The following is a 17,369-nucleotide window of genomic DNA, read 5'->3' as shown; positions in this document are numbered from 1 at the left end:
ACATCCTAAGTCGGCGCGGCTGCGTGACAGGTGAGCCCCCGGCCTGAACGCCTACAGCTTGCGGAGGAACACGCGTTCAACCGCGTGTTCCGGCCCCTTCTGCAAGATGAGGGTCGCCCGGTGGCGTGTGGGCATGACGTTCTCGACGAGGTTCGGCATGTTGATCTCGTTCCAGAACTTCATGGCCGTCTCGACCGCCTCTTCGTCGCTCAGGTGCGCGAACACGTTGAAGTACGACGTCGGGTTCGCGAACGCCCCCCGCCGAAGCGCGAGGAATCGCTCGACGAACCACTGGGCGATGTGCTCGGGGTCGGCATCGACATACACGGCGAAGTCGAAGAGCTCACTGACAGCGACGTCGTTGGGCAGCGCCGGGGGCTGCAGGACGTTGAGACCCTCGACGATGACGACGTCGGGCCGCCGCACGACGACGCTCGCGTCGGGCACGATGTCGTAACGCATGTGCGAGTAGAAGGGCGCGCGGACCTCGGATGCGCCGCTCTTGACCTCCGTCAGGAACCGGACCAGGGCGCGGCGGTCGTACGACTCGGGGAAGCCCTTGCGGCTCATGAGGCCCCGGCGTTCCAGTTCGGCGTTGGGGAACAGGAAGCCGTCGGTCGTCACCAGCTCGACGCGCGGGGTGCCCGGCCAGCGGCTCATCAGTTCACGCAGCAGGCGCGCGATGGTCGACTTGCCGACCGCGACCGAACCCGCGACCGCGACGACGAAGGGCGTCGTCGTGTCGGGTTCGCCGAGGAATCCGCTCGTGTCGACGCCGAGGCGCTTCGTCGCGTTGGCGTACAGGCTCAGCAGCCGACTGAGGGGCAGATAGACGTCGCGCACTTCATCGACATCGAGGCGGTCACCGAGTCCGCGCAGCTGGACGATCTCTTTTTCGGACAGCGGTTGAGCCATCCCGGCCGCCGCCCGCGCCCACTCGGCGCGTTCGATTTCACGGTAGGGCGTCAGCAGTGACGTGGTCGTGGTCTCGTCGGCGGGCACCGTTCGATGCTATCGCGCAGTGTCACGCCACCGCGCGGGACGGGTCGGGGCCGCATGCCCGGCCGCGCTACGCTTCACCGGTGCGCCTGGGAGTCCTCGACATCGGCTCGAACACCGTCCACCTGTTGGTCGCCGATGCGAGACCCGGGGGACGGCCGCTCGGCACGACGAGCCACCGCACCGTGCTGCGGCTGATGCGCTACCTCGCGCCGGACGGATCGATCACCGAAGACGGCATCCGAGCACTCGAGAGCGCGGTGTCCGAGGCACGCGATCATGCGGCCGCGGAGGCCGTCGACGAGTTGCTCGCGACCGCCACCTCGGCCGTGCGCGAGGCGACGAACGGCGCCGAGGTCATCGAACGGATCGAGGCGGCGCTGGGCCAGCCCCTCCAGGTGCTCGGTGGCGAGACCGAGGCGCGGTTCACCTTTCTCGCGGTCCGCCGGTGGTTCGGTTGGTCTGCCGGACGCATCCTGCTCTTCGACATCGGCGGGGGTTCGCTCGAACTGGCATCGGGGTCCGACGAGCTGCCCGAGCGCGCGGCATCCGTTCCGCTGGGTGCCGGACGGATGACGTTGGGGTTCCTCCCCGACGATCCGCCCGGCGAGGCCGCGGTCGATCGTCTGCGAGCACATGCCGCCGACGTGCTCGCGCCCGTCGCCCGCGAATTCCGTGCACTCCCGAAGCCGGACCACGTCGTCGGGTCGTCGAAGGCCATCCGGTCGCTCGCGAAGCTGGCGGGGTATCCGATGCCGGGCTGGTCGGGAATCGACCGGATGGTTCTGCCCCGCGCCGCCCTCGCTTCATGGATTCCGCGGCTCGCCCGATTGCCCGCGAGCGCGCGCCAGGAGTTGCCCGGCATCACCGCCGACCGCACGATGCAGATCGTCGCGGGCGCGGTCGTGTTGCACGAGGCGATGACGGCGCTGCGCGTCGACGAACTCGAGGTGAGCCCGTGGGCCCTCCGCGAGGGGGTCCTGCTGAGGTATATCGAGTCGCTGACCTGGGGCTAACCGAAAAACGCAATCCCGTGCGGCATGCGGGATATCGGTCCGAGGGGCGCTAGTATCGGCCTCGGCGGGGGGAACGCCATTCCCGCCAGCAATTTCGGAGGTACCACGTGTCGACCGACGAACGCCGCGCCCCCTCCACGTCCGGCCGCGCTCCCGTTACCCCGCGAGGCCCAGCCTTCGAGAGCCACGCGAACGAAGCCTCGACTGCACCCGAGACCGCCTCTATCCCGATCGCCGTCACGCAGGCGCAACGCGACAAGGCACTGACCACGGCCGACCGTCTCGCGGACATGCGCACGATGATCATCACCGTCGGGGTGCTCGGTGGAGCTGTCGCCCTCGCGGCAACAGCGCAGGCCGTGATCGTGCTCGGAATCGGCGATACAGCGGTCGGCGAGCCCGTGCCATTCGGGTGGGATCTCGGTCGACGCATCTTCATCAACCTGCTGACGGTGATCTCGACCCTCATCATCGTCAGCCAGCTACGCATCGAGGCGCGTCGCGCCCTTCCCGCTGCTGCCCTCGTCCTCACCGCCGGGGTGGGGGTTGCGGCACTCCGCGCGGTGATGCAGATCGCAATCGGCGTGTACTCGCAGAACGACGTGATGCCCGCGCTCGCCGACGCCGCGGTTGCGGGCGTCATGATCAGTCTGATCATCGCCTTCGCGGTGTTCGTGACGCGTTCGCAGCAGCGCATCCGGCGTGCGGAACGCACATCCCATCTCCCCGCGGCGCAGAGTTCTCAGGCACTCGTCCAGATGTTGCGAACGCAGGCACGGGGTCGTTACAAGCTCGCCTCCGAAACACACACGGTGATGGACAAACGTTCCACTCACGTACTCCGCGAGATCGCCGAGATCACCGCCGACGCGGAGGGCCTCACGAAACTTCGCCTGCAGGCGGTGCAGCACGAGTTGGTGGAGCTGGGGATCGCCGGGCAGAGGGGGTTGGCGCTGTTCAGCTATCCCGAGGCGCTGGAACACGGGCTGATCCCGGCCGTGCGCGCTTTCATCGCGACGGTGCCGAATCCCATCGCGGTGCGTCTGAGGGTCAGCGATTCGGCCCAGGTTCTGGCCGCCACCGGCACAGGTTCACTCACGATCGACCGACGCGCCGTCGTGTTGCAGACCATCATCGAGAGTGTTTTGAATGCGCTGGAGTTTTGTCATGCACAACGCATCGATATCACGATCGGGGTGGTGGCAGGAATGCTGCGCGTCTCGATCACGAACGACGGCGCCGGCAGCGCCGGCATGGATGAGCCCCCGGGCCTCGATAACCTACGGCGTCAGGTGAGTGCAATCGGCGGCAGGCTCGAAGCCGAGATGCCGGCCGAGGGCGGGTGCAGCCTGATCATGTTCACGCCGTCCGTCGGCGCGACGGCCTAGCGAACGAGCAGCTAAAGCGCCAGGGCCGAACGAACGACGTCCGCGAGTTCGTCGGCGTGCCGTCGAGCCGTCTCTTCGTCGGCCGCTTCGACCATCACGCGCACCAGCGGCTCGGTGCCGGAGGGACGCAGCAGCACGCGTCCGGAATCCCCGAGAGAAGCGGACGCGGCGACCACGGCAGCGACAACGTCGGGGTCGGTGTTGGCCCGCGAACGATCGACATCCCGGACATTGATGAGCACCTGCGGGAACACCGTCATGATCGAGGCCAGTTCGGCGAGGGTCTTGCCCGTGCGCGCCATTTCGGCCACGAGGTGCAGGCCTGTCAGCAGCCCGTCGCCCGTCGTGGCGTAGTCGCTCATGATCAGGTGCCCGGACTGTTCCCCGCCCAGCGAATAGCCGCCGCGGCTCATCTCTTCGAGCACGTAGCGGTCGCCGACGGCGGTCTGGAGCACGCGGATGCCTCGCTCCGACATAGCGCGATGCAGCCCCAGGTTGCTCATCACTGTCGCAACGAGCGTGTCATCGCGCAGGCGTCCGCGCTCGTGCAGCGATGCGGCGAGGATAGCCATGATGCGGTCGCCGTCGATGACCTGACCCGATGCGTCCACCGCAAGGCAACGATCGGCGTCGCCGTCGTGAGCAATCCCGACATCCGCACCGTGCTCGATAACCGCCGCGGCCAGCACATCCAGGTAGGTCGACCCGACACCGTCGTTGATGTTCATGCCGTCGGGGTCGGCGCCGATCACAACGAGTTCGGCACCCGCGTCGCGGAAGGTTTCGGGCGAGACCCCGGATGCTGCGCCATGCGCACAGTCGAGCACGACTTTGACGCCCTCGAGTCGCTGGGGCAGCGACGCGAGCAGGTGCATCACGTAGCGGTCTTCGGCATCCGAGAATCGCGCGATGCGCCCCACAGCCGCACCCGTGGGCTGGAGCTTCGGGCCCGACATTGCGGCCTCGATGCGCGCCTCGACCTCGTCGGGCAGCTTCACTCCGCCGCGGGCGAAGATCTTGATGCCGTTATCGGGGGCCGGGTTGTGCGAGGCCGACACCATCACGCCGAAGTCGGCATCGCGGTCGGCGACGAGGAAGGCGAGCGCCGGGGTCGGCAGAACACCGGCCTCGAGCACGTCCACGCCCGACGAGGCGAGCCCCGCGGCGACCGCAGCCGTCAGGAACTCCCCCGAGACGCGCGGGTCGCGCGCGACGACGGCCGTCAGGCGACGTCCCTGCGCACGCCGCGCTTCGGCGGTGCGACCTTGACCGAGCACGACTGCTGTCGCCTGGGCAAGCGAAAGTGCAAGGTCGGCGGTCAGGGTCCCGTTTGCGAGACCCCGAACGCCGTCCGTGCCAAAGAGCGGCATCGGAGCGCTGACCGCTGGTTAGCGCTTCGAGTACTGAGGCGCCTTACGGGCCTTCTTGAGTCCGGCCTTCTTGCGCTCCTTGACGCGAGCGTCGCGCGAGAGGAATCCGGCCTTCTTCAGCGTGGCGCGGTTGTTCTCTTCGTCGATGCCGTTCAGCGAACGGGCGATGCCGAGGCGCAGTGCACCGGCCTGACCCGAAGGTCCACCACCCGAGATGCGGGCGATGACGTCGTAGGCGTCGGTGAGGTTCAGCACCGTGAACGGGTCGGTGACGAGCTGCTGGTGCAGCTTGTTCGGGAAGTAGTCCTCGAACGCGCGACCGTTGACCGTGATCGTGCCCGAGCCGGGGACGATGCGCACGCGGGCGATGGCCTGCTTGCGACGGCCCACGGCTGCGCCGGGAACGGTCAGGACGGGACGCTCTGCTGCGACGGCTGCTGCCGTCTGGTCAGCGGGCGTCTCGGTCGAGTAGCTCTGGGGGGCCTCGTCAGTCGAGGAAGTGGAGTCGGAGATGTTCGCCACGAGTATGTCCTTTGAAAGTGAGTGCGGCGCTTACTGGGCGACCTGGTCGAGGGTGTACGTCTTGGGCTGCTGGGCAGCGTGGGGGTGCTCGGCACCCCGGTAGACCTTGAGCTTGGTCAGCTGGGCGCGTCCGATGCTGTTCTTGGGAAGCATCCCGCGGATCGCCTTTTCGACGGCACGCTCGGGGTTCTTGTCCATGAGCTCGCCGTAGGTGACGGACTTGAGGCCACCCGGGTAGCCGGAGTGGCGGTAGGCCTTCTTCTTCTCGAGCTTCTGACCCGTCAGCGCGACCTTGTCGGCGTTGACGATGATCACGAAGTCGCCGGTGTCCATGTGGTTGGCGAAGGTGGGCTTGTGCTTGCCGCGCAGAAGCGCTGCAGCGTGGCTCGCGAGGCGGCCGAGAACGACGTCGGTCGCGTCGATGATGAGCCACTCGCGCTGGATCTCGCCAGCCTTGGGGGTGTACGTGCGCGTCACAGTAGTGCTGCTTTCTTGTTCGAACGGAGATGTTCGTGAATCCCGCTCCGGGGTTGTTGTCTCCAGACGGCTGTCTGGGCAACGAGCCAGTGGAGGGCTCACGTTCGTGGTGCCGGGCCAGCAGGGCACAGGCACCAAGGGATCAGCTTAGCGCAGGCGTCGGCCGAGGCCAAACGCGCGGCTACGGACTCGGAATGCCTACGCCAGCAGAGTCCCGGTCAGCGCGAGCAGCACGTAGGTGCCGTTGAACACGATGTGCACCAGCAGGGCGCCCCAGATCCGCCCGGTGAGCAGCACGAGCAGCCCCGTGACGAGACCGACGAGGGTGAAGACCACGGCGTCATCCCACCCCATGGGGCCCGAGATCCCGTGCGCCAGGACGAACACGCCCGTCGTGACGACCAGGGCGATGAACACGGCGAAGCCCTTCCCGAACGCACGGCGCACGACCGTATAGATCGTGACCAGCAGCACACCGCGGAAGAAGAACTCTTCGACCGTCGGTCCGATGAGCACCGGCGTGAGAGCTTCGGTGAACCACCAGTCGGGGGTCAGCGTCCCGTTGACCGTCGGGTACGACGGGAAGGCGCCACTCGCCCCCGCTGCCACATCGAGCCACCCCTGCACGATCCGCAGGGCACCGCCGAGCACGACGCCGTAGAGCACGTCGACCCAGCGAAACCGCAGGAGCATGCGGGGCCTCGAGCGGCTGAAGGCGAGCACGATCGGCACGGCCATCCCCGCCCAGAGCGCGAGGGCCGAGAGCAGGGCACCGGTCTCGCCCGGAAGGAGGGTGCGGAGGGCGGTCGAGGCCACTATTCCCGCCCCGAGCAGCAGTATCGTCCAGCCGAGCAGGTCGTAGCCCCAGCGGCGGACGCTCGAGCCGCCTTCGACCCACGAGCGCCGGCGAGAGCCCGTGGATCGCCGCTGACTGCGCGTCTGTGGTGCGTCGTCGCTCACGGCGACCCCCGTGGTCATGCGGGCGGGGGTCGCGTCGCTAGGCTCGTGGGACACGCAGCTACGTTACCGGGAGGCACTACGTCATGGTCGAGCTGCTGACGGTGTGCACGGGCAACATTTGCCGTTCTCCGCTTGCCGAGGTGCTGCTGCGCGAACGCCTGGCGCCACTGGCGGTGAGCGTCGGCAGCGCGGGCACGCGCGCGATGGTCGGGTCGGGTATGACACCCGAGGCGGTGCGCCTGGCCGAGGCGAATCGGGCGACGGATGCTTCGGCTCACCGCTCTCGCCAGTTGACCGAGGGGCTGCTCGCCGGCCCCGATCTGATCTTCGCGATGTCGCGTGAGCATCGGCGCGCGATCGTCGATCTGTCGCCTCGCCTGCTGCGTTCGACGTTCACGCTTCGCGAATTCGCGCGGCTCGCGAGTTGTGTGAGCACCGCAGATGTGGGCGCGGCTGTGGCCGGGGCGGCGGATGAGCGCGAGGCGCTGAAGCTCGCGGTGGCGCATGTGGCGTCCCAGCGCGGACTCGTGGATTTGCCCGCGGATGCCGCGGATGACGACGTGATCGATCCGTATCGCCGGTCGTGGAAGACCTACGAGCTCACGGCATCGCAGCTTGTGCCGGCGGTCGACGAGGTCGTTCGCGTGCTGCGCATCGCGCTCGGGTAACGCCCTCCTCGTCGGCGAAACACTCGGGCGGGGAATAGCCGAGGTGGTGCGTTGGTTCCTGTGCGCTGAGCAGTACACGTTTTCGCCACATATCGGGAGCCACCATGATCACCACGCACGCGAACCCCGCCACCACGGACGCCCCCATTCTCGATGTGCTGACCGAGCGCTTCAGCACCCGCGTGTACGACGCGAACGCCCCCCTCGACGAGGCCGCGCTGCGGAGCGGCCTCGAGGCGGCCCGCTGGACCCCGTCGGCGAACAACACGCAGCCGTGGCGGTTCATCGTCGCTCGGCGCGGCAGCTCGGCATTCGATGTCGTGCACGCCGCGCTCCGCGGATTCAATCAGGACTGGACGGCCACGGCATCCGCTCTCATCGTCTTCGTCGCCGAGACCGAGACCGAAGACGGCAAGCCACTGCGCATGGCCCCGTACGATCTCGGTCAGGCCGCGGCGCACTTCACGGTGCAGGCCCACGCGGGCGGGCTGCACACTCATCAGATGGGCGGATTCGACCCCGCCGCGGTGGCCGAGGCGTTTGGACTCGAGTCGCGCTTCGTACCGATGACCGTGATGTCGATCGGGACTCTCGGCAACATCGATGAGGTCGACGACGAGTTGCGCGAGCGTGAGACCGCTCCCCGCACGCGTCACTCGGTCGACGAGCTGGTCATCGGAGGCCTTTAGGCCGGAGCGCCCGCAAGCTCCACAGCACCGACGGCGGTGCACCTGCTGTTGTTGGCGCATCACGCGGTTCGGCGCATCGTTCGGCCCTACGCATCGTGCGCTTCGGTGCATCGCGCGCCCGCGGCTACTCCACAAGACTCCGGATGTCGTCGGCGCTGAGCCGGGCCGAGCCCGCGCCGCCCTCGCCATCGGCGTCGAGCACGCGCGCGAACAGTTGTGCCTTGTTCTTCTTCAGCGCCATGACTTTCTCTTCGATCGTGCCCCGCGCCACGAGCCGGTAGACGATCACGGGGCGCGTCTGGCCGATGCGGTGCGCACGGTCGATGGCCTGTGCCTCGACGGCGGGGTTCCACCACGGGTCGAGCAGGATCACGTAGTCGGCCTCGACCAGGTTGAGGCCGACGCCGCCGGCCTTGAGCGAGACGAAGAACGCGGGATCGTCGCCGGTACGAAACTTGTCGATGACGGCGGGGCGGTCGGTGGTCGAGCCATCGAGGTACTGCGATCTGATGCCCGCCCGGTCGGCAGCGTCGCGGGCGCGGGTGAGAAAGCGCGTGAACTGGCTGAGGACGAGCGCCCGGTGCCCCTCGGCGGATGCTTCGACCAGTAGGTCGACGAGCGCGTCGATCTTGACCGAGGGGGCATCGCCTTCTTCGACCAGGTCGGGCGCGAGCGCGAGCTGGCGGAGCAGGGTGAGCGAGCGGAAAATCTGAAACCGGTTCGCCGCGACGTCGTCGACAAGACCCAGCACCTTCTGGCGTTCGCGGTGCAGGCGCCGGTCGTAGAGGCGCTGATGCGCGGGGTGCAGGTCGAGCACGAGTTCTTGCTCTTGTTTGGGGGGAAGCTCCGCCGCGACGAGGTCTTTCGTGCGGCGCAGCAAGAACGGTCGCAACCGGCGTTGCAGTGTGCGCAGGCGCTCGGTGTCGTGCTCTCGCTCGATGGGTGTGCGGTAGTAGTCGGTGAAGCTGCGCCGACCGCCGAGCAGGCCGGGGCAGGCGAGGGATGTCAGCGCCCAGAGTTCGAGCAGGTTGTTCTCGAGCGGAGTGCCGGTGATGACGAGAGTGAAGGGCGCGTCGAGCAGGCGCGCGCAGCGGTACCCCTGCGACGACGGATTCTTGATCTGCTGCGCTTCGTCGAGGATGAGTCCCGACCACGCGATGTCTTTGTAGGCGTCGAACTCGAGGCGAAACAGCGCGTAGCTCGTGACGACGACGTGCGCCCCGGCGATCTCGTCAGCCAAAGCCGTACCCCGGCGCTTGCCCATCGCGCTGATGGATCGCACGGTCAGATCGGGCGCGAATCGAGCACATTCGGCGACCCAGTTGCCGACGACGCTCGTGGGCGCAACGATCAAGAACGGCGCGGCTACCTCGCCGTCGACCCGCGCTTTCTCGATCATCGCGATCGTCTGGAGCGTCTTGCCGAGCCCCATGTCGTCGGCGAGCACCCCGCCGAGCCCGTGCGTTCGGAGGAAGTGCAGCCACGAGAATCCGGCACGCTGGTAGTCGCGGAGTTCGGCACGCAGGCTCGCGGGAGGCTCGATCTGTTCGAGCTGGTCGTGGTCCGAGAGACCGCGTACCTTCATCCACCACTCGATCTCTTGGCGCGCGACGACCCCCAGTTCGACGAGTTCTTCCCACAGGTCGGCCTGGTAGCGGCTCACGGCCGGGCGGTCGGCGGGGCGATCGGAGAGCGCGCTCGCCTCGGCGATCAGAGCGCGCAACCGCTGCAGCTCGGGGGTGTCGAGGGGAAAGTAGGTGCCGCTCGGCAGCACGAGGATCGGCTCGTCGTCGTTCAACGCCCGAAAGAGCGTCGCAAAATCGACGTCTTCGCCCTCGATCGTGACGCGCACGGTGAGGTCGAACCAGTCATTGGCACCCGGCTCGGCCGAGACCGCGACATCCGGCGCTGACGACGCCGCACGAAAGGTGGGCGCCGCGGTGTTCTCGACGACGCGGAGCCCATCGAGATCGCGCAACGCGGGGAGCACCTCGGCGACGAACAGCACCGCCGCACTCGCGCGGAGCGTCTGATCGGGCGGTGCAGCGTTGCTGTGCCCGACAGCACCAGAGCCCGCCGCAGCATCCGCTCCCGCAGACACAGCACCCGCAGCATCCGCCCCCGCAGACGCGGTACCGACCTCCCGAAAGAGCGCCGACGCGTGAGCCCCGGCCGCGGCGCGAATGCTCTCGACGATTGCCGCCTCTCGATCAGGGTCGGGGCGGATCACACCGCCCGCCCGATCCCACAGCCACGTCAGGTGCACCTGCTGAGCGCCGTGTTCGATGCTCAACTCGAGCACCGCTTCGGGCGGTATCGGCACGGCGTACGAGTCGTCGGGCGACACGACGGGCGCGAGTGACTGCAGGCGGGGCAGGTAATCGGCCTCGAATCGTTCGCGCCCCGCGCTATCGATCGACACCGGGTTTCGCAGCACGAGCAGATCGCGCACGGGTGCCGCGATGGGAGCAGAGAGCGGATGCATCACCACGCGCTCATCGGGTGTGCCGGCATTGCTCACGTGTGCCAGGGCAACGGCCGGTTCGCCGACGAACAGCACCGTGCCATCGGGGTGCCACGACTCGCCCCCTGAGACGAGCTCGGCTCCGACCGAGAGGCGCTTGCGTCGTTCGGCGAGCGCGACGCGGGCCGAGAGCGGCTCGCCGTCGAGGCGCACAGGGTGCTGCCGCTTGCCGGCCGACACCAGTGCCACGCCGACCTTCTGCAGATCTGCGAGCAGCGACCACACCGTGCGCGAGGGCAGCTGATCGAGCCGCATCCATTCGTTCTCGGCGGCGTAGCCGTACCCCCAGCCGTAGTACGCGTCATCGCCGCCGAGGGTGTCGAGCGCATCGAGTTCGCGCAGCAGGGCGAGCGCTTCGGGGTCGGCCTCGAGGTCGTCGAGTCGACCCCAGCGGGTTTGCCCCTTGATCCAGGCGCCGCGCGCCCCTCGCATACCCGGGCGTACCGCGAGCGCGGGCCCCTTCCGCGAGCGTCCCCTGCGTCGCCGCCCACCAGAACCGTCGTCCACGGCGAAGAACAGGCACAGCTCGACGGTCGCCTGCGAGTCACCGCTGGGCAGCAGCTTGTCGAGTGTGCGCTGCCATTTCGGGGCGGGATCAACGCTTCGGGATGCCGCGGGCCCGAAGGCGCGCGGTCCACCCGCAGCCGCCCCCATCGTCGCCGTGTCAGATTCCGCGCCGTCAGCGTCCGACACCGACAGGAGCGCCGCGCAGACGTGCGCGCACTGCGGGCCTCGCTCGCAGCTGCAGTATGCGCTCATAGATCCCGCGATCAACTCGACGAGAAACGAGACGACGTACACCTGTTCGCCCTGCGGGGTCAGGTCTCGCACGACGGCGTCCGCGGAGGTGCGCGTTGAGCCCTCGTCGAGGTCGATCAGAGTGACTCGTCCCGCACCAACCAGCCGTCGCGCATGATCGACGTGCTGCGGCGCGAGCGCGTCGGCGACGCTCTCCCAGTAGTCCATACATCCATCGTCGCAGCTACCTCCGACACGACCCGACACGGTGAGACGAACCCGCCTCATGATCGACCCGGCCACGCCGGCTGTCGGTGACGTCAACGTCTATCTCGACGACATCCTCGGTGATGATGGCAGCTGGCCAACGCCCACGCCAACGCAGGCATCAGCAGCGCCCATGCCCACACCGTCCATCACGCGGTCGCCATGCGCCCGGCGCGCCTTCGCAGCCGCGACCCGGCGGCGGGTCGCCACGAGCGGTGCGGATCCCACCATGAGGGTCGCGCTGGCTGATCACCTGATGTTGGACCGCGTTGCAGAATCGTTGCAGAACGTAGTGCATTTACCACTGTCCCGACAACTCTGGCCGACGAACAGGGATGTCGGCGACCCGCCCGCTCCGACCCGACGCCGCCGCCTGATTCACCGATCGAGTGGGTCAACGACCGCGCTCTCCAACGCAGCGAGCCCGGCGCCGAACACGTCACTGAATTGCTCGACCTCGGCCCCACGAATGCCCGTTGAGACGGCGCACGAGCGCCAGCCCCGCACGGCATCGACTACTTCGCGCACGATTGCCGCGGCGTCCCCTCGATCAAGGCCGAACATCTCACATGCGCGCATCAGAGCACGCGCTTCATCTGCAGGTCCGGATGCTCCCCCGACCATCGTGACCCTGATCGCAGCGGGCTCGGGGTTCGGGTTGACGTCGAATGCGGGCGAGAGGCGCCATCCGGGCCCTTCCCGCAGCAGCCCGTGATTGCGCAGGTGATCGTCGGTGTTGTGCACGGCAATATTGAAGGCGACGCGTCGGAACAGCTCGCGCAGATCAGCCGTCGCCCGGGAGCTGTGCACCGGCAGTTCGTCAGCGATGTCGAGGTAATCGCGCGCATCGCCGTCGTCGGACTCGAGCAGCGTCATCACGCTGATGTAGCCGACCCTGCCTCCGGCCGCGCGATCGAAGCGCTCGACCAACAGCACCGACCGCCCACCCACGTCGACGAGGGACGATCGTGGCACGGCTATTCCTGCACTCTCGGCAAGGTCCAGCGCCACTTTCTCCCAGGCCATCACGTCCCACTCATCGGCAGGATGCGGAAACTTGGCGATCATCAATCGGTCACCATCGCGGACGGATGCTTTCGGCCGAGCGCCGCCGAGCGACCCTGTTCCCGCGTCGAGGAGTGCTTTCACGGCACCCAGATCATCATCGCCGGCCGCCACCGCGTCTGCTGCGCGAAGCAGTCGGGGCAGGCTGACGAGCTTCGGCACCTCGGTGCCGGCTGCCAGATACGGACCGCCCGCAGAGGCCGACACTCTGAGCGCACCTTGCCTCGTCTCGTCGCTGACGCCCAAGAGGTAGTCACGACCATCGAGTGCCGCGGCCACGCGTCCGTCCGCTGCCGCCTTCGCACGATGGCGTTTTGCGATGAGGTTCCGTCCCCACCGATCGGGGGCAGCATCCTGCAGGCACCGCGGCAGTGCACCTGGGGTCGGTTGAGTACCTCCCAGAAGCGTGAGCGCGGGCTCGAGAGCGTACGCGCGTGGATCGGCCAGATACTCGGGCTCGTACGAGAAGGTTGACGCGACTCGGCCTCGCCGCACGATGGAATGGAGGCGCCCCGCCGTGATCGTATGCGAATCGACCTGCACGGCGACGTGAACCGTCACGAGCGCACCCTGCGTGGAAGCGTCTGATCGGCCCGCGCCCGCCCCAGATCGGTTTCGTAGGGATCGGTGGCCAAGACCAGCGCATCGAGCACCCCCAGCGCCCGCGCGACCTTGAGGATCGACGTGAACGACACGTCCCCGTGCCCCGACTCGATCTTGCCCAGCGTCGAGCGCGCGATTCCCGCGCGCTCGGCCGTTTGCTCGGCTGTGAGCGAAAGAAGACGTCGCCACACGCCGAGCTGCTCACCGATCGTCTCAGCGGCACGCGTCACGGCGGGGGGTGTGCTACGGGGCATGACACTTCCAATGATCGAGTTCTCGACCATTCTAGAATTTAAGCGCCGCGATATCAATCATTAAGCACGTCCACGGCGGTCCCGACGGACGCCGCGGGCCGGCAGCGCTACCCGCGCCCGCTCAGCCGCTGCTCGAGCCCGTACTTCACGGTCGGCCACTCGCCGTTGATGATCGAGAACACGACCGTGTCGCGCACGGTCGTGGCACCATCGCCGCGATCCCAGATCGAGTGATTGCGCAGCACCCCGTCCTGCTTGGCGCCGATCTTCGCAAGAGCCGCCCGCGACTGCTGGTTGTGCCAGTGGGTGCGAAACTCCACGGCGATGCAGTCGAGGTCTTCGAACGCCCGCGACAGCAGCAACAGCTTCGCCGCCGGGTTCACCTTCGTGCCCTGCACGGCTCGCGACACCCATGTCGACCCGATCTCGAGGCGCCGGTTCGCCGGATCCAACCCCATGTAGGTCGTCATGCCGACCACACGCTGCGACCGGGCATCGACGATCGTCCAGGGCGCCATGGTGCCGGCCGCCTGCGCCTCGAGCCTGCGCGAGATCTCGTCCGCCATCCCCTCGGGCGACGGGATGCGCGTGTACCAGGTGCGCCACAGGTCCGCGACGCGCATGGCATCGACAAGCGCGTCGTGGTCGACGAGGCTCAGCTGCCGCAGCTCGACGAACTCGTTTTTCAGGGTCGGGGCATCCGCGAACAGCATGCATCAACGCTAATGCCGACGGATGCCTCGCCCGGCCATCGCGGCACGTCGCCCACCACCAAGTCACGACGGATGTCCCCGCCTCCCCATAGCATCGTCCTCTGGCGTGGCCGGCGCCGGATAAGGGGAAGGGGCGTCGACCATCGGAACGAACAATCGCTATGCGGCGCAACTGGATCGACGCATGGACGAGCGCATCATGCAGTCCGCTACCGCCGGGCAGCCACTCCAGTCGCTCACCGCGAAAGAGCTGCGCCTCGACGTCTATCCACTGACGACCCCCCCAGCCGCTCGAGGTGCTCGCCTGGGTGCGGTTCGGCGCCCGCGCGATGCAGGGTCCGAGCCAAAGCGGTGCGGTGGACGCAGAAGGCCGTCGGCATCGAGTTCGAGGTCGGCGGACAGGAGCACCGCGCCTGGGTATGGGCGAACGCCGTCGACCGCGGCGCTTCAGACCACGCCAGCGCACCCGTCCACCGTGCCGCACCCCGGCCAGCCGCAACCCGTGTCGCAGGATAGGCCACGGGCCAGGCGGAGTGATCCCCTGTCGCGCGCGCAACGCGAGCAACACACGCCCTAACCCAAAAAGCACGTAAAGAACGAAGCACGCCCGCAAGCCCCTCCCCCAACCCACTGAACGAGGTCACTCGCGACAAGCCGCTCGACGGCCGGACCGCGGGATGCCGAAGGGACGCCGTGGAACTCAGCGACTACATCCGCATCCTGCGCAAGAACTGGATCGTGATCGTAGCGATCACCCTCGTCGGCATCGGCGCCGCCGCGGCCTGGTCGCTCACCCGCACCCCCGGATACCAGGCAACGAGCCAGGTGTTCGTGTCGACGCAGTCGGGCGGCACCGTCAGCGAGCTGCAACAGGGCTCGACCTTCTCGCAGGCCCGCGTTCAGACGTACGTCAACCTGGTCAGCACCCCGATCGTGCTCAATCCGGTTATCTCTTATCTCGAAGTCGACGATCTGAGCGCGGACGACCTCGCGACGCAGGTGTCGGCCTCGAGTCCGCTCAACACGACGATCATCGAGATTGCGGTCACCGACGCGGATCCCGTTCGTGCGGCGGACATCGCCAACGCGGTCGGCGCGAGCCTGACCTCCACCGTCGCTGAGCTTGAGACGCTGCCCGGAACGACGGAAAGCCCCATCAAGCTCACGCGAGTGAAGGATGCCCTGGCCCCGTTCACACCGGTCAGCCCCAATGTGCCCCTCAACCTGGCGCTTGGTGCTCTGGTCGGGCTTGCGCTGGGTATCGGCGTCGCGGTGCTGCGCACGGTTCTCGATACCCGCATTCGTTCGACGCGTGACGTCGAACAGGCGACCGACCGTCCGATCATCGGCACCATCCCCTTCGACCCGAAGGCGAAAGAACGTCCGGTCATCTTGCACGCCGATCCGCAGAACGTCCGCAGCGAGGCCTTCCGCGCGCTCCGCACCAACCTGCAGTTTCTCGATATGGACGGCGGCAAGACGTTTGTCGTCACGTCGAGCGTGCCGAGCGAGGGTAAGTCGACCACGTCCGTTAACCACGCGATCGCCCTGGCCGATGCGGGCAAGCGCGTCGTGCTCGTCGACGCCGATCTGCGCAAGCCGAAGGTCGCCGAGTACCTGCAGATCGAGGGTGGTGTCGGCCTGGCCGACGTGCTCATCGGTCGCGCACGCCTGGCCGACGTGATGCTGCCGTGGGGTGGGCGCTCGCTCTATGTCTTGCCCGCGGGCAAGATTCCGCCCAACCCGAGCGAGTTGCTCGGTTCGGCGCAGATTCGGCAACTGCTGAGCGCGCTCGCTCACGATGCTGACATCGTCATTCTCGATACCCCGCCACTCCTCCCCGTGACCGATGGCGTCCCGCTGACCAAGCGCACGAGTGGCGCGATCGTCGTCGTCGCCGCTGGCGCCACCACGCGCCACCAACTCGAGAGCGCCATCGAGGCTCTCGACACCGTCGACGCGCGCGTCGCGGGTGTGGTGCTCACGATGGTGCCGACCAAGGGCCCGGATGCCTACGGGTACGGCTATGGGTACGTTATGGCCTGTACGGCGGTGTGCCCGCGGCGCCTGCCGCCCAGCCGAAACGCAGACGCCGTGCGGCAGGACCGCGTGCGGCTCGCGTGGGCCGGGGCGACCCGATCTCGGATTCGCAGCCCACAGGCCCTGCACACTAGGCGTCTGGGATGGCCCGACGCTCTCGTTCACGACCGACAGCTTGGATCGGCGCTGTCGTGATCGTGGTTCTCGCCGTCGTGGTGGCGGTATTGGCAATCATGGCGATCGATCGATCTCGACCTGGGCCGACGAACGAGAGCCTGGCGCCCATACCGACGTTCAACGCAGCTCCGCCGCAACCGAGTGCGACCCCCGCTCCGACGGACACCCCTCTCCAGCCTGTTCCCCGCGCCGACGAGCGCTTCTTGTCTATCGGTTCTGAGGGAATCCTGTGGCGCGGCGTCGCCGGCTCTTGCGCGGACGGCGCGGCTCCGATGATCGAGCGGTCGGCGAACGGCGGAGGTAGCTGGAATGACGTCACCCCGCTGTATCTCGGCATAGGCCAGATCACGCGACTCGATGCATTCGCCGGCACTCAGGCCCAAACAGTCGCCATTCTCGGCGAGGACCGCACCGCCGATGGCCTGCGCACGTTCACGCAGGGACGCTTCTGGGAGAGCTACGAAGAGGTACTGGCGACCTCCGCCTATATCGCGGCCGACGACCCGGCGCTGGTCATCACTCCCGATGGCGCGATCGCCGCCCCCTGCGCCGACGCCCGTGGGCTGCGGCAAGACGGCGACACGATCGCTCTTGTGTGCGGTGCGGCGGTATTCACCCTTGTTGACAACCAGTTGCAAACGCTCAGCGTCGAGGACGCCGCCGCTGTAGCCGTGGACGGTTCGACGATCGTCGTTGCCGGAGCTTCTGCCGACTGCGCAGGCCTCGCGCTAACCACGGTGACGGATGGCGCGCCCACCCCCGTAGCGTGCGTCGAGGGAGCCGACCCCGCCGCGCCGACCGCGATCACGCTGTTGGACGGCGTGGTCGTCATCTGGGCTGGTGAGACATACACCACGCTGCCTGTGAGATAGCACAGTGAACGAGCCGAAGCCTGCCTC

The 17,369-nt window shown here is 67.8% G+C and carries 15 protein-coding genes; 6 read left to right on the top strand and 9 right to left on the bottom strand.

What is annotated here, in order from left to right:
* Positions 1-51 precede the first annotated feature (51 nt).
* The gene (gene coaA, locus ACXZ1E_RS12480; RefSeq protein ID WP_458040801.1) at positions 52-1,002 is read right to left on the bottom strand and encodes a type I pantothenate kinase; all 951 of its coding nucleotides are present in this window, start codon (positions 1,000-1,002) and stop codon (positions 52-54) included.
* A gap of 80 nt (positions 1,003-1,082) precedes the next feature.
* Here coaA and ACXZ1E_RS12475 point away from each other — a divergent pair, with 80 nt between their 5' ends.
* Entirely contained in the window at positions 1,083-2,015 is a 933-nt protein-coding gene (locus tag ACXZ1E_RS12475) for a Ppx/GppA phosphatase family protein (RefSeq protein ID WP_458040800.1), read from the top strand.
* Between the two features lie 107 nt (positions 2,016-2,122).
* Positions 2,123-3,403, top strand: coding sequence for a hypothetical protein (locus tag ACXZ1E_RS12470; RefSeq protein ID WP_458040799.1), 1,281 nt, complete (start codon positions 2,123-2,125; stop codon positions 3,401-3,403).
* A gap of 11 nt (positions 3,404-3,414) precedes the next feature.
* On the opposite strand, the gene glmM is transcribed toward ACXZ1E_RS12470, so the two are convergent.
* The 4 genes from glmM to ACXZ1E_RS12450 all read right to left on the bottom strand — a co-directional run bounded on the left by glmM (position 3,415) and on the right by ACXZ1E_RS12450 (position 6,786).
* On the bottom strand, positions 3,415-4,773 hold the full coding sequence (gene glmM, locus ACXZ1E_RS12465; RefSeq protein WP_458040798.1) for a phosphoglucosamine mutase: 1,359 nt from the start codon (positions 4,771-4,773) through the stop codon (positions 3,415-3,417).
* A gap of 18 nt (positions 4,774-4,791) precedes the next feature.
* On the bottom strand, positions 4,792-5,295 hold the full coding sequence (rpsI, locus tag ACXZ1E_RS12460; protein WP_458040797.1) for a 30S ribosomal protein S9: 504 nt from the start codon (positions 5,293-5,295) through the stop codon (positions 4,792-4,794).
* A 30-nt stretch (positions 5,296-5,325) separates the two neighbouring features.
* The gene (gene rplM / locus ACXZ1E_RS12455) at positions 5,326-5,772 is read right to left on the bottom strand and encodes a 50S ribosomal protein L13 (protein WP_458040796.1); all 447 of its coding nucleotides are present in this window, start codon (positions 5,770-5,772) and stop codon (positions 5,326-5,328) included.
* Between the two features lie 198 nt (positions 5,773-5,970).
* Positions 5,971-6,786, bottom strand: coding sequence for a CPBP family intramembrane glutamic endopeptidase (locus tag ACXZ1E_RS12450; RefSeq protein WP_458040795.1), 816 nt, complete (start codon positions 6,784-6,786; stop codon positions 5,971-5,973).
* A 29-nt stretch (positions 6,787-6,815) separates the two neighbouring features.
* Here ACXZ1E_RS12450 and ACXZ1E_RS12445 point away from each other — a divergent pair, with 29 nt between their 5' ends.
* Positions 6,816-7,400 carry an arsenate reductase/protein-tyrosine-phosphatase family protein gene (locus tag ACXZ1E_RS12445; RefSeq protein ID WP_458040794.1) on the top strand — a complete coding sequence of 195 codons (585 nt, stop codon included), beginning with the start codon at positions 6,816-6,818 and terminating at the stop codon, positions 7,398-7,400.
* A 104-nt stretch (positions 7,401-7,504) separates the two neighbouring features.
* Entirely contained in the window at positions 7,505-8,089 is a 585-nt protein-coding gene (locus ACXZ1E_RS12440) for a nitroreductase family protein (protein ID WP_458040793.1), read from the top strand.
* A 124-nt stretch (positions 8,090-8,213) separates the two neighbouring features.
* Here the strand turns inward: ACXZ1E_RS12440 and ACXZ1E_RS12435 are convergent, their stop codons facing one another.
* The 4 genes from ACXZ1E_RS12435 to ACXZ1E_RS12420 form a co-directional block, all read right to left on the bottom strand.
* Positions 8,214-11,579: a DEAD/DEAH box helicase gene (locus ACXZ1E_RS12435; protein ID WP_458040792.1), complete on the bottom strand. Its 3,366-nt coding sequence runs from the start codon at positions 11,577-11,579 to the stop codon at positions 8,214-8,216.
* Positions 11,580-11,996: 417 nt separating this feature from the next.
* Positions 11,997-13,244 carry a type II toxin-antitoxin system HipA family toxin gene (locus ACXZ1E_RS12430; protein ID WP_458040791.1) on the bottom strand — a complete coding sequence of 416 codons (1,248 nt, stop codon included), beginning with the start codon at positions 13,242-13,244 and terminating at the stop codon, positions 11,997-11,999.
* Entirely contained in the window at positions 13,241-13,516 is a 276-nt protein-coding gene (locus ACXZ1E_RS12425) for a helix-turn-helix domain-containing protein (RefSeq protein WP_458040790.1), read from the bottom strand. The genes ACXZ1E_RS12430 and ACXZ1E_RS12425 overlap by 4 nt, the downstream gene beginning before the upstream one ends.
* A gap of 131 nt (positions 13,517-13,647) precedes the next feature.
* On the bottom strand, positions 13,648-14,253 hold the full coding sequence (locus ACXZ1E_RS12420; protein WP_458040789.1) for a GNAT family N-acetyltransferase: 606 nt from the start codon (positions 14,251-14,253) through the stop codon (positions 13,648-13,650).
* 693 nt (positions 14,254-14,946) lie between these two features.
* Between ACXZ1E_RS12420 and ACXZ1E_RS12415 the strand changes: the two genes are divergently transcribed.
* Positions 14,947-16,488, top strand: a complete 1,542-nt coding sequence (locus ACXZ1E_RS12415; protein ID WP_458040788.1) for a polysaccharide biosynthesis tyrosine autokinase — start codon at positions 14,947-14,949, stop codon at positions 16,486-16,488.
* Positions 16,485-17,342: a hypothetical protein gene (locus ACXZ1E_RS12410; RefSeq protein ID WP_458040787.1), complete on the top strand. Its 858-nt coding sequence runs from the start codon at positions 16,485-16,487 to the stop codon at positions 17,340-17,342. The genes ACXZ1E_RS12415 and ACXZ1E_RS12410 overlap by 4 nt, the downstream gene beginning before the upstream one ends.
* Positions 17,343-17,369 lie beyond the last annotated feature (27 nt).

The sequence above is a fragment of the Pacificispira sp. HM-600 genome (assembly GCF_977993705.1).
Note: the sequence above shows the minus strand (reverse complement) of the source record. Positions and strands in the feature narration are given on the sequence as shown.

Bases quoted from the DNA above. Each gene is read 5' to 3' on its own strand.
- glmM (WP_458040798.1), bottom strand. From the start codon at position 4,773: ATGCCGCTCTTTGGCACGGACGGCGTTCGGGGTCTCGCAAACGGGACC.
- ACXZ1E_RS12445 (WP_458040794.1), top strand. From the start codon at position 6,816: ATGGTCGAGCTGCTGACGGTGTGCACGGGCAACATTTGCCGTTCTCCG.
- ACXZ1E_RS12440 (WP_458040793.1), top strand. From the start codon at position 7,505: ATGATCACCACGCACGCGAACCCCGCCACCACGGACGCCCCCATTCTC.
- ACXZ1E_RS12435 (WP_458040792.1), bottom strand. From the start codon at position 11,579: ATGGACTACTGGGAGAGCGTCGCCGACGCGCTCGCGCCGCAGCACGTC.
- ACXZ1E_RS12420 (WP_458040789.1), bottom strand. From the start codon at position 14,253: ATGCTGTTCGCGGATGCCCCGACCCTGAAAAACGAGTTCGTCGAGCTG.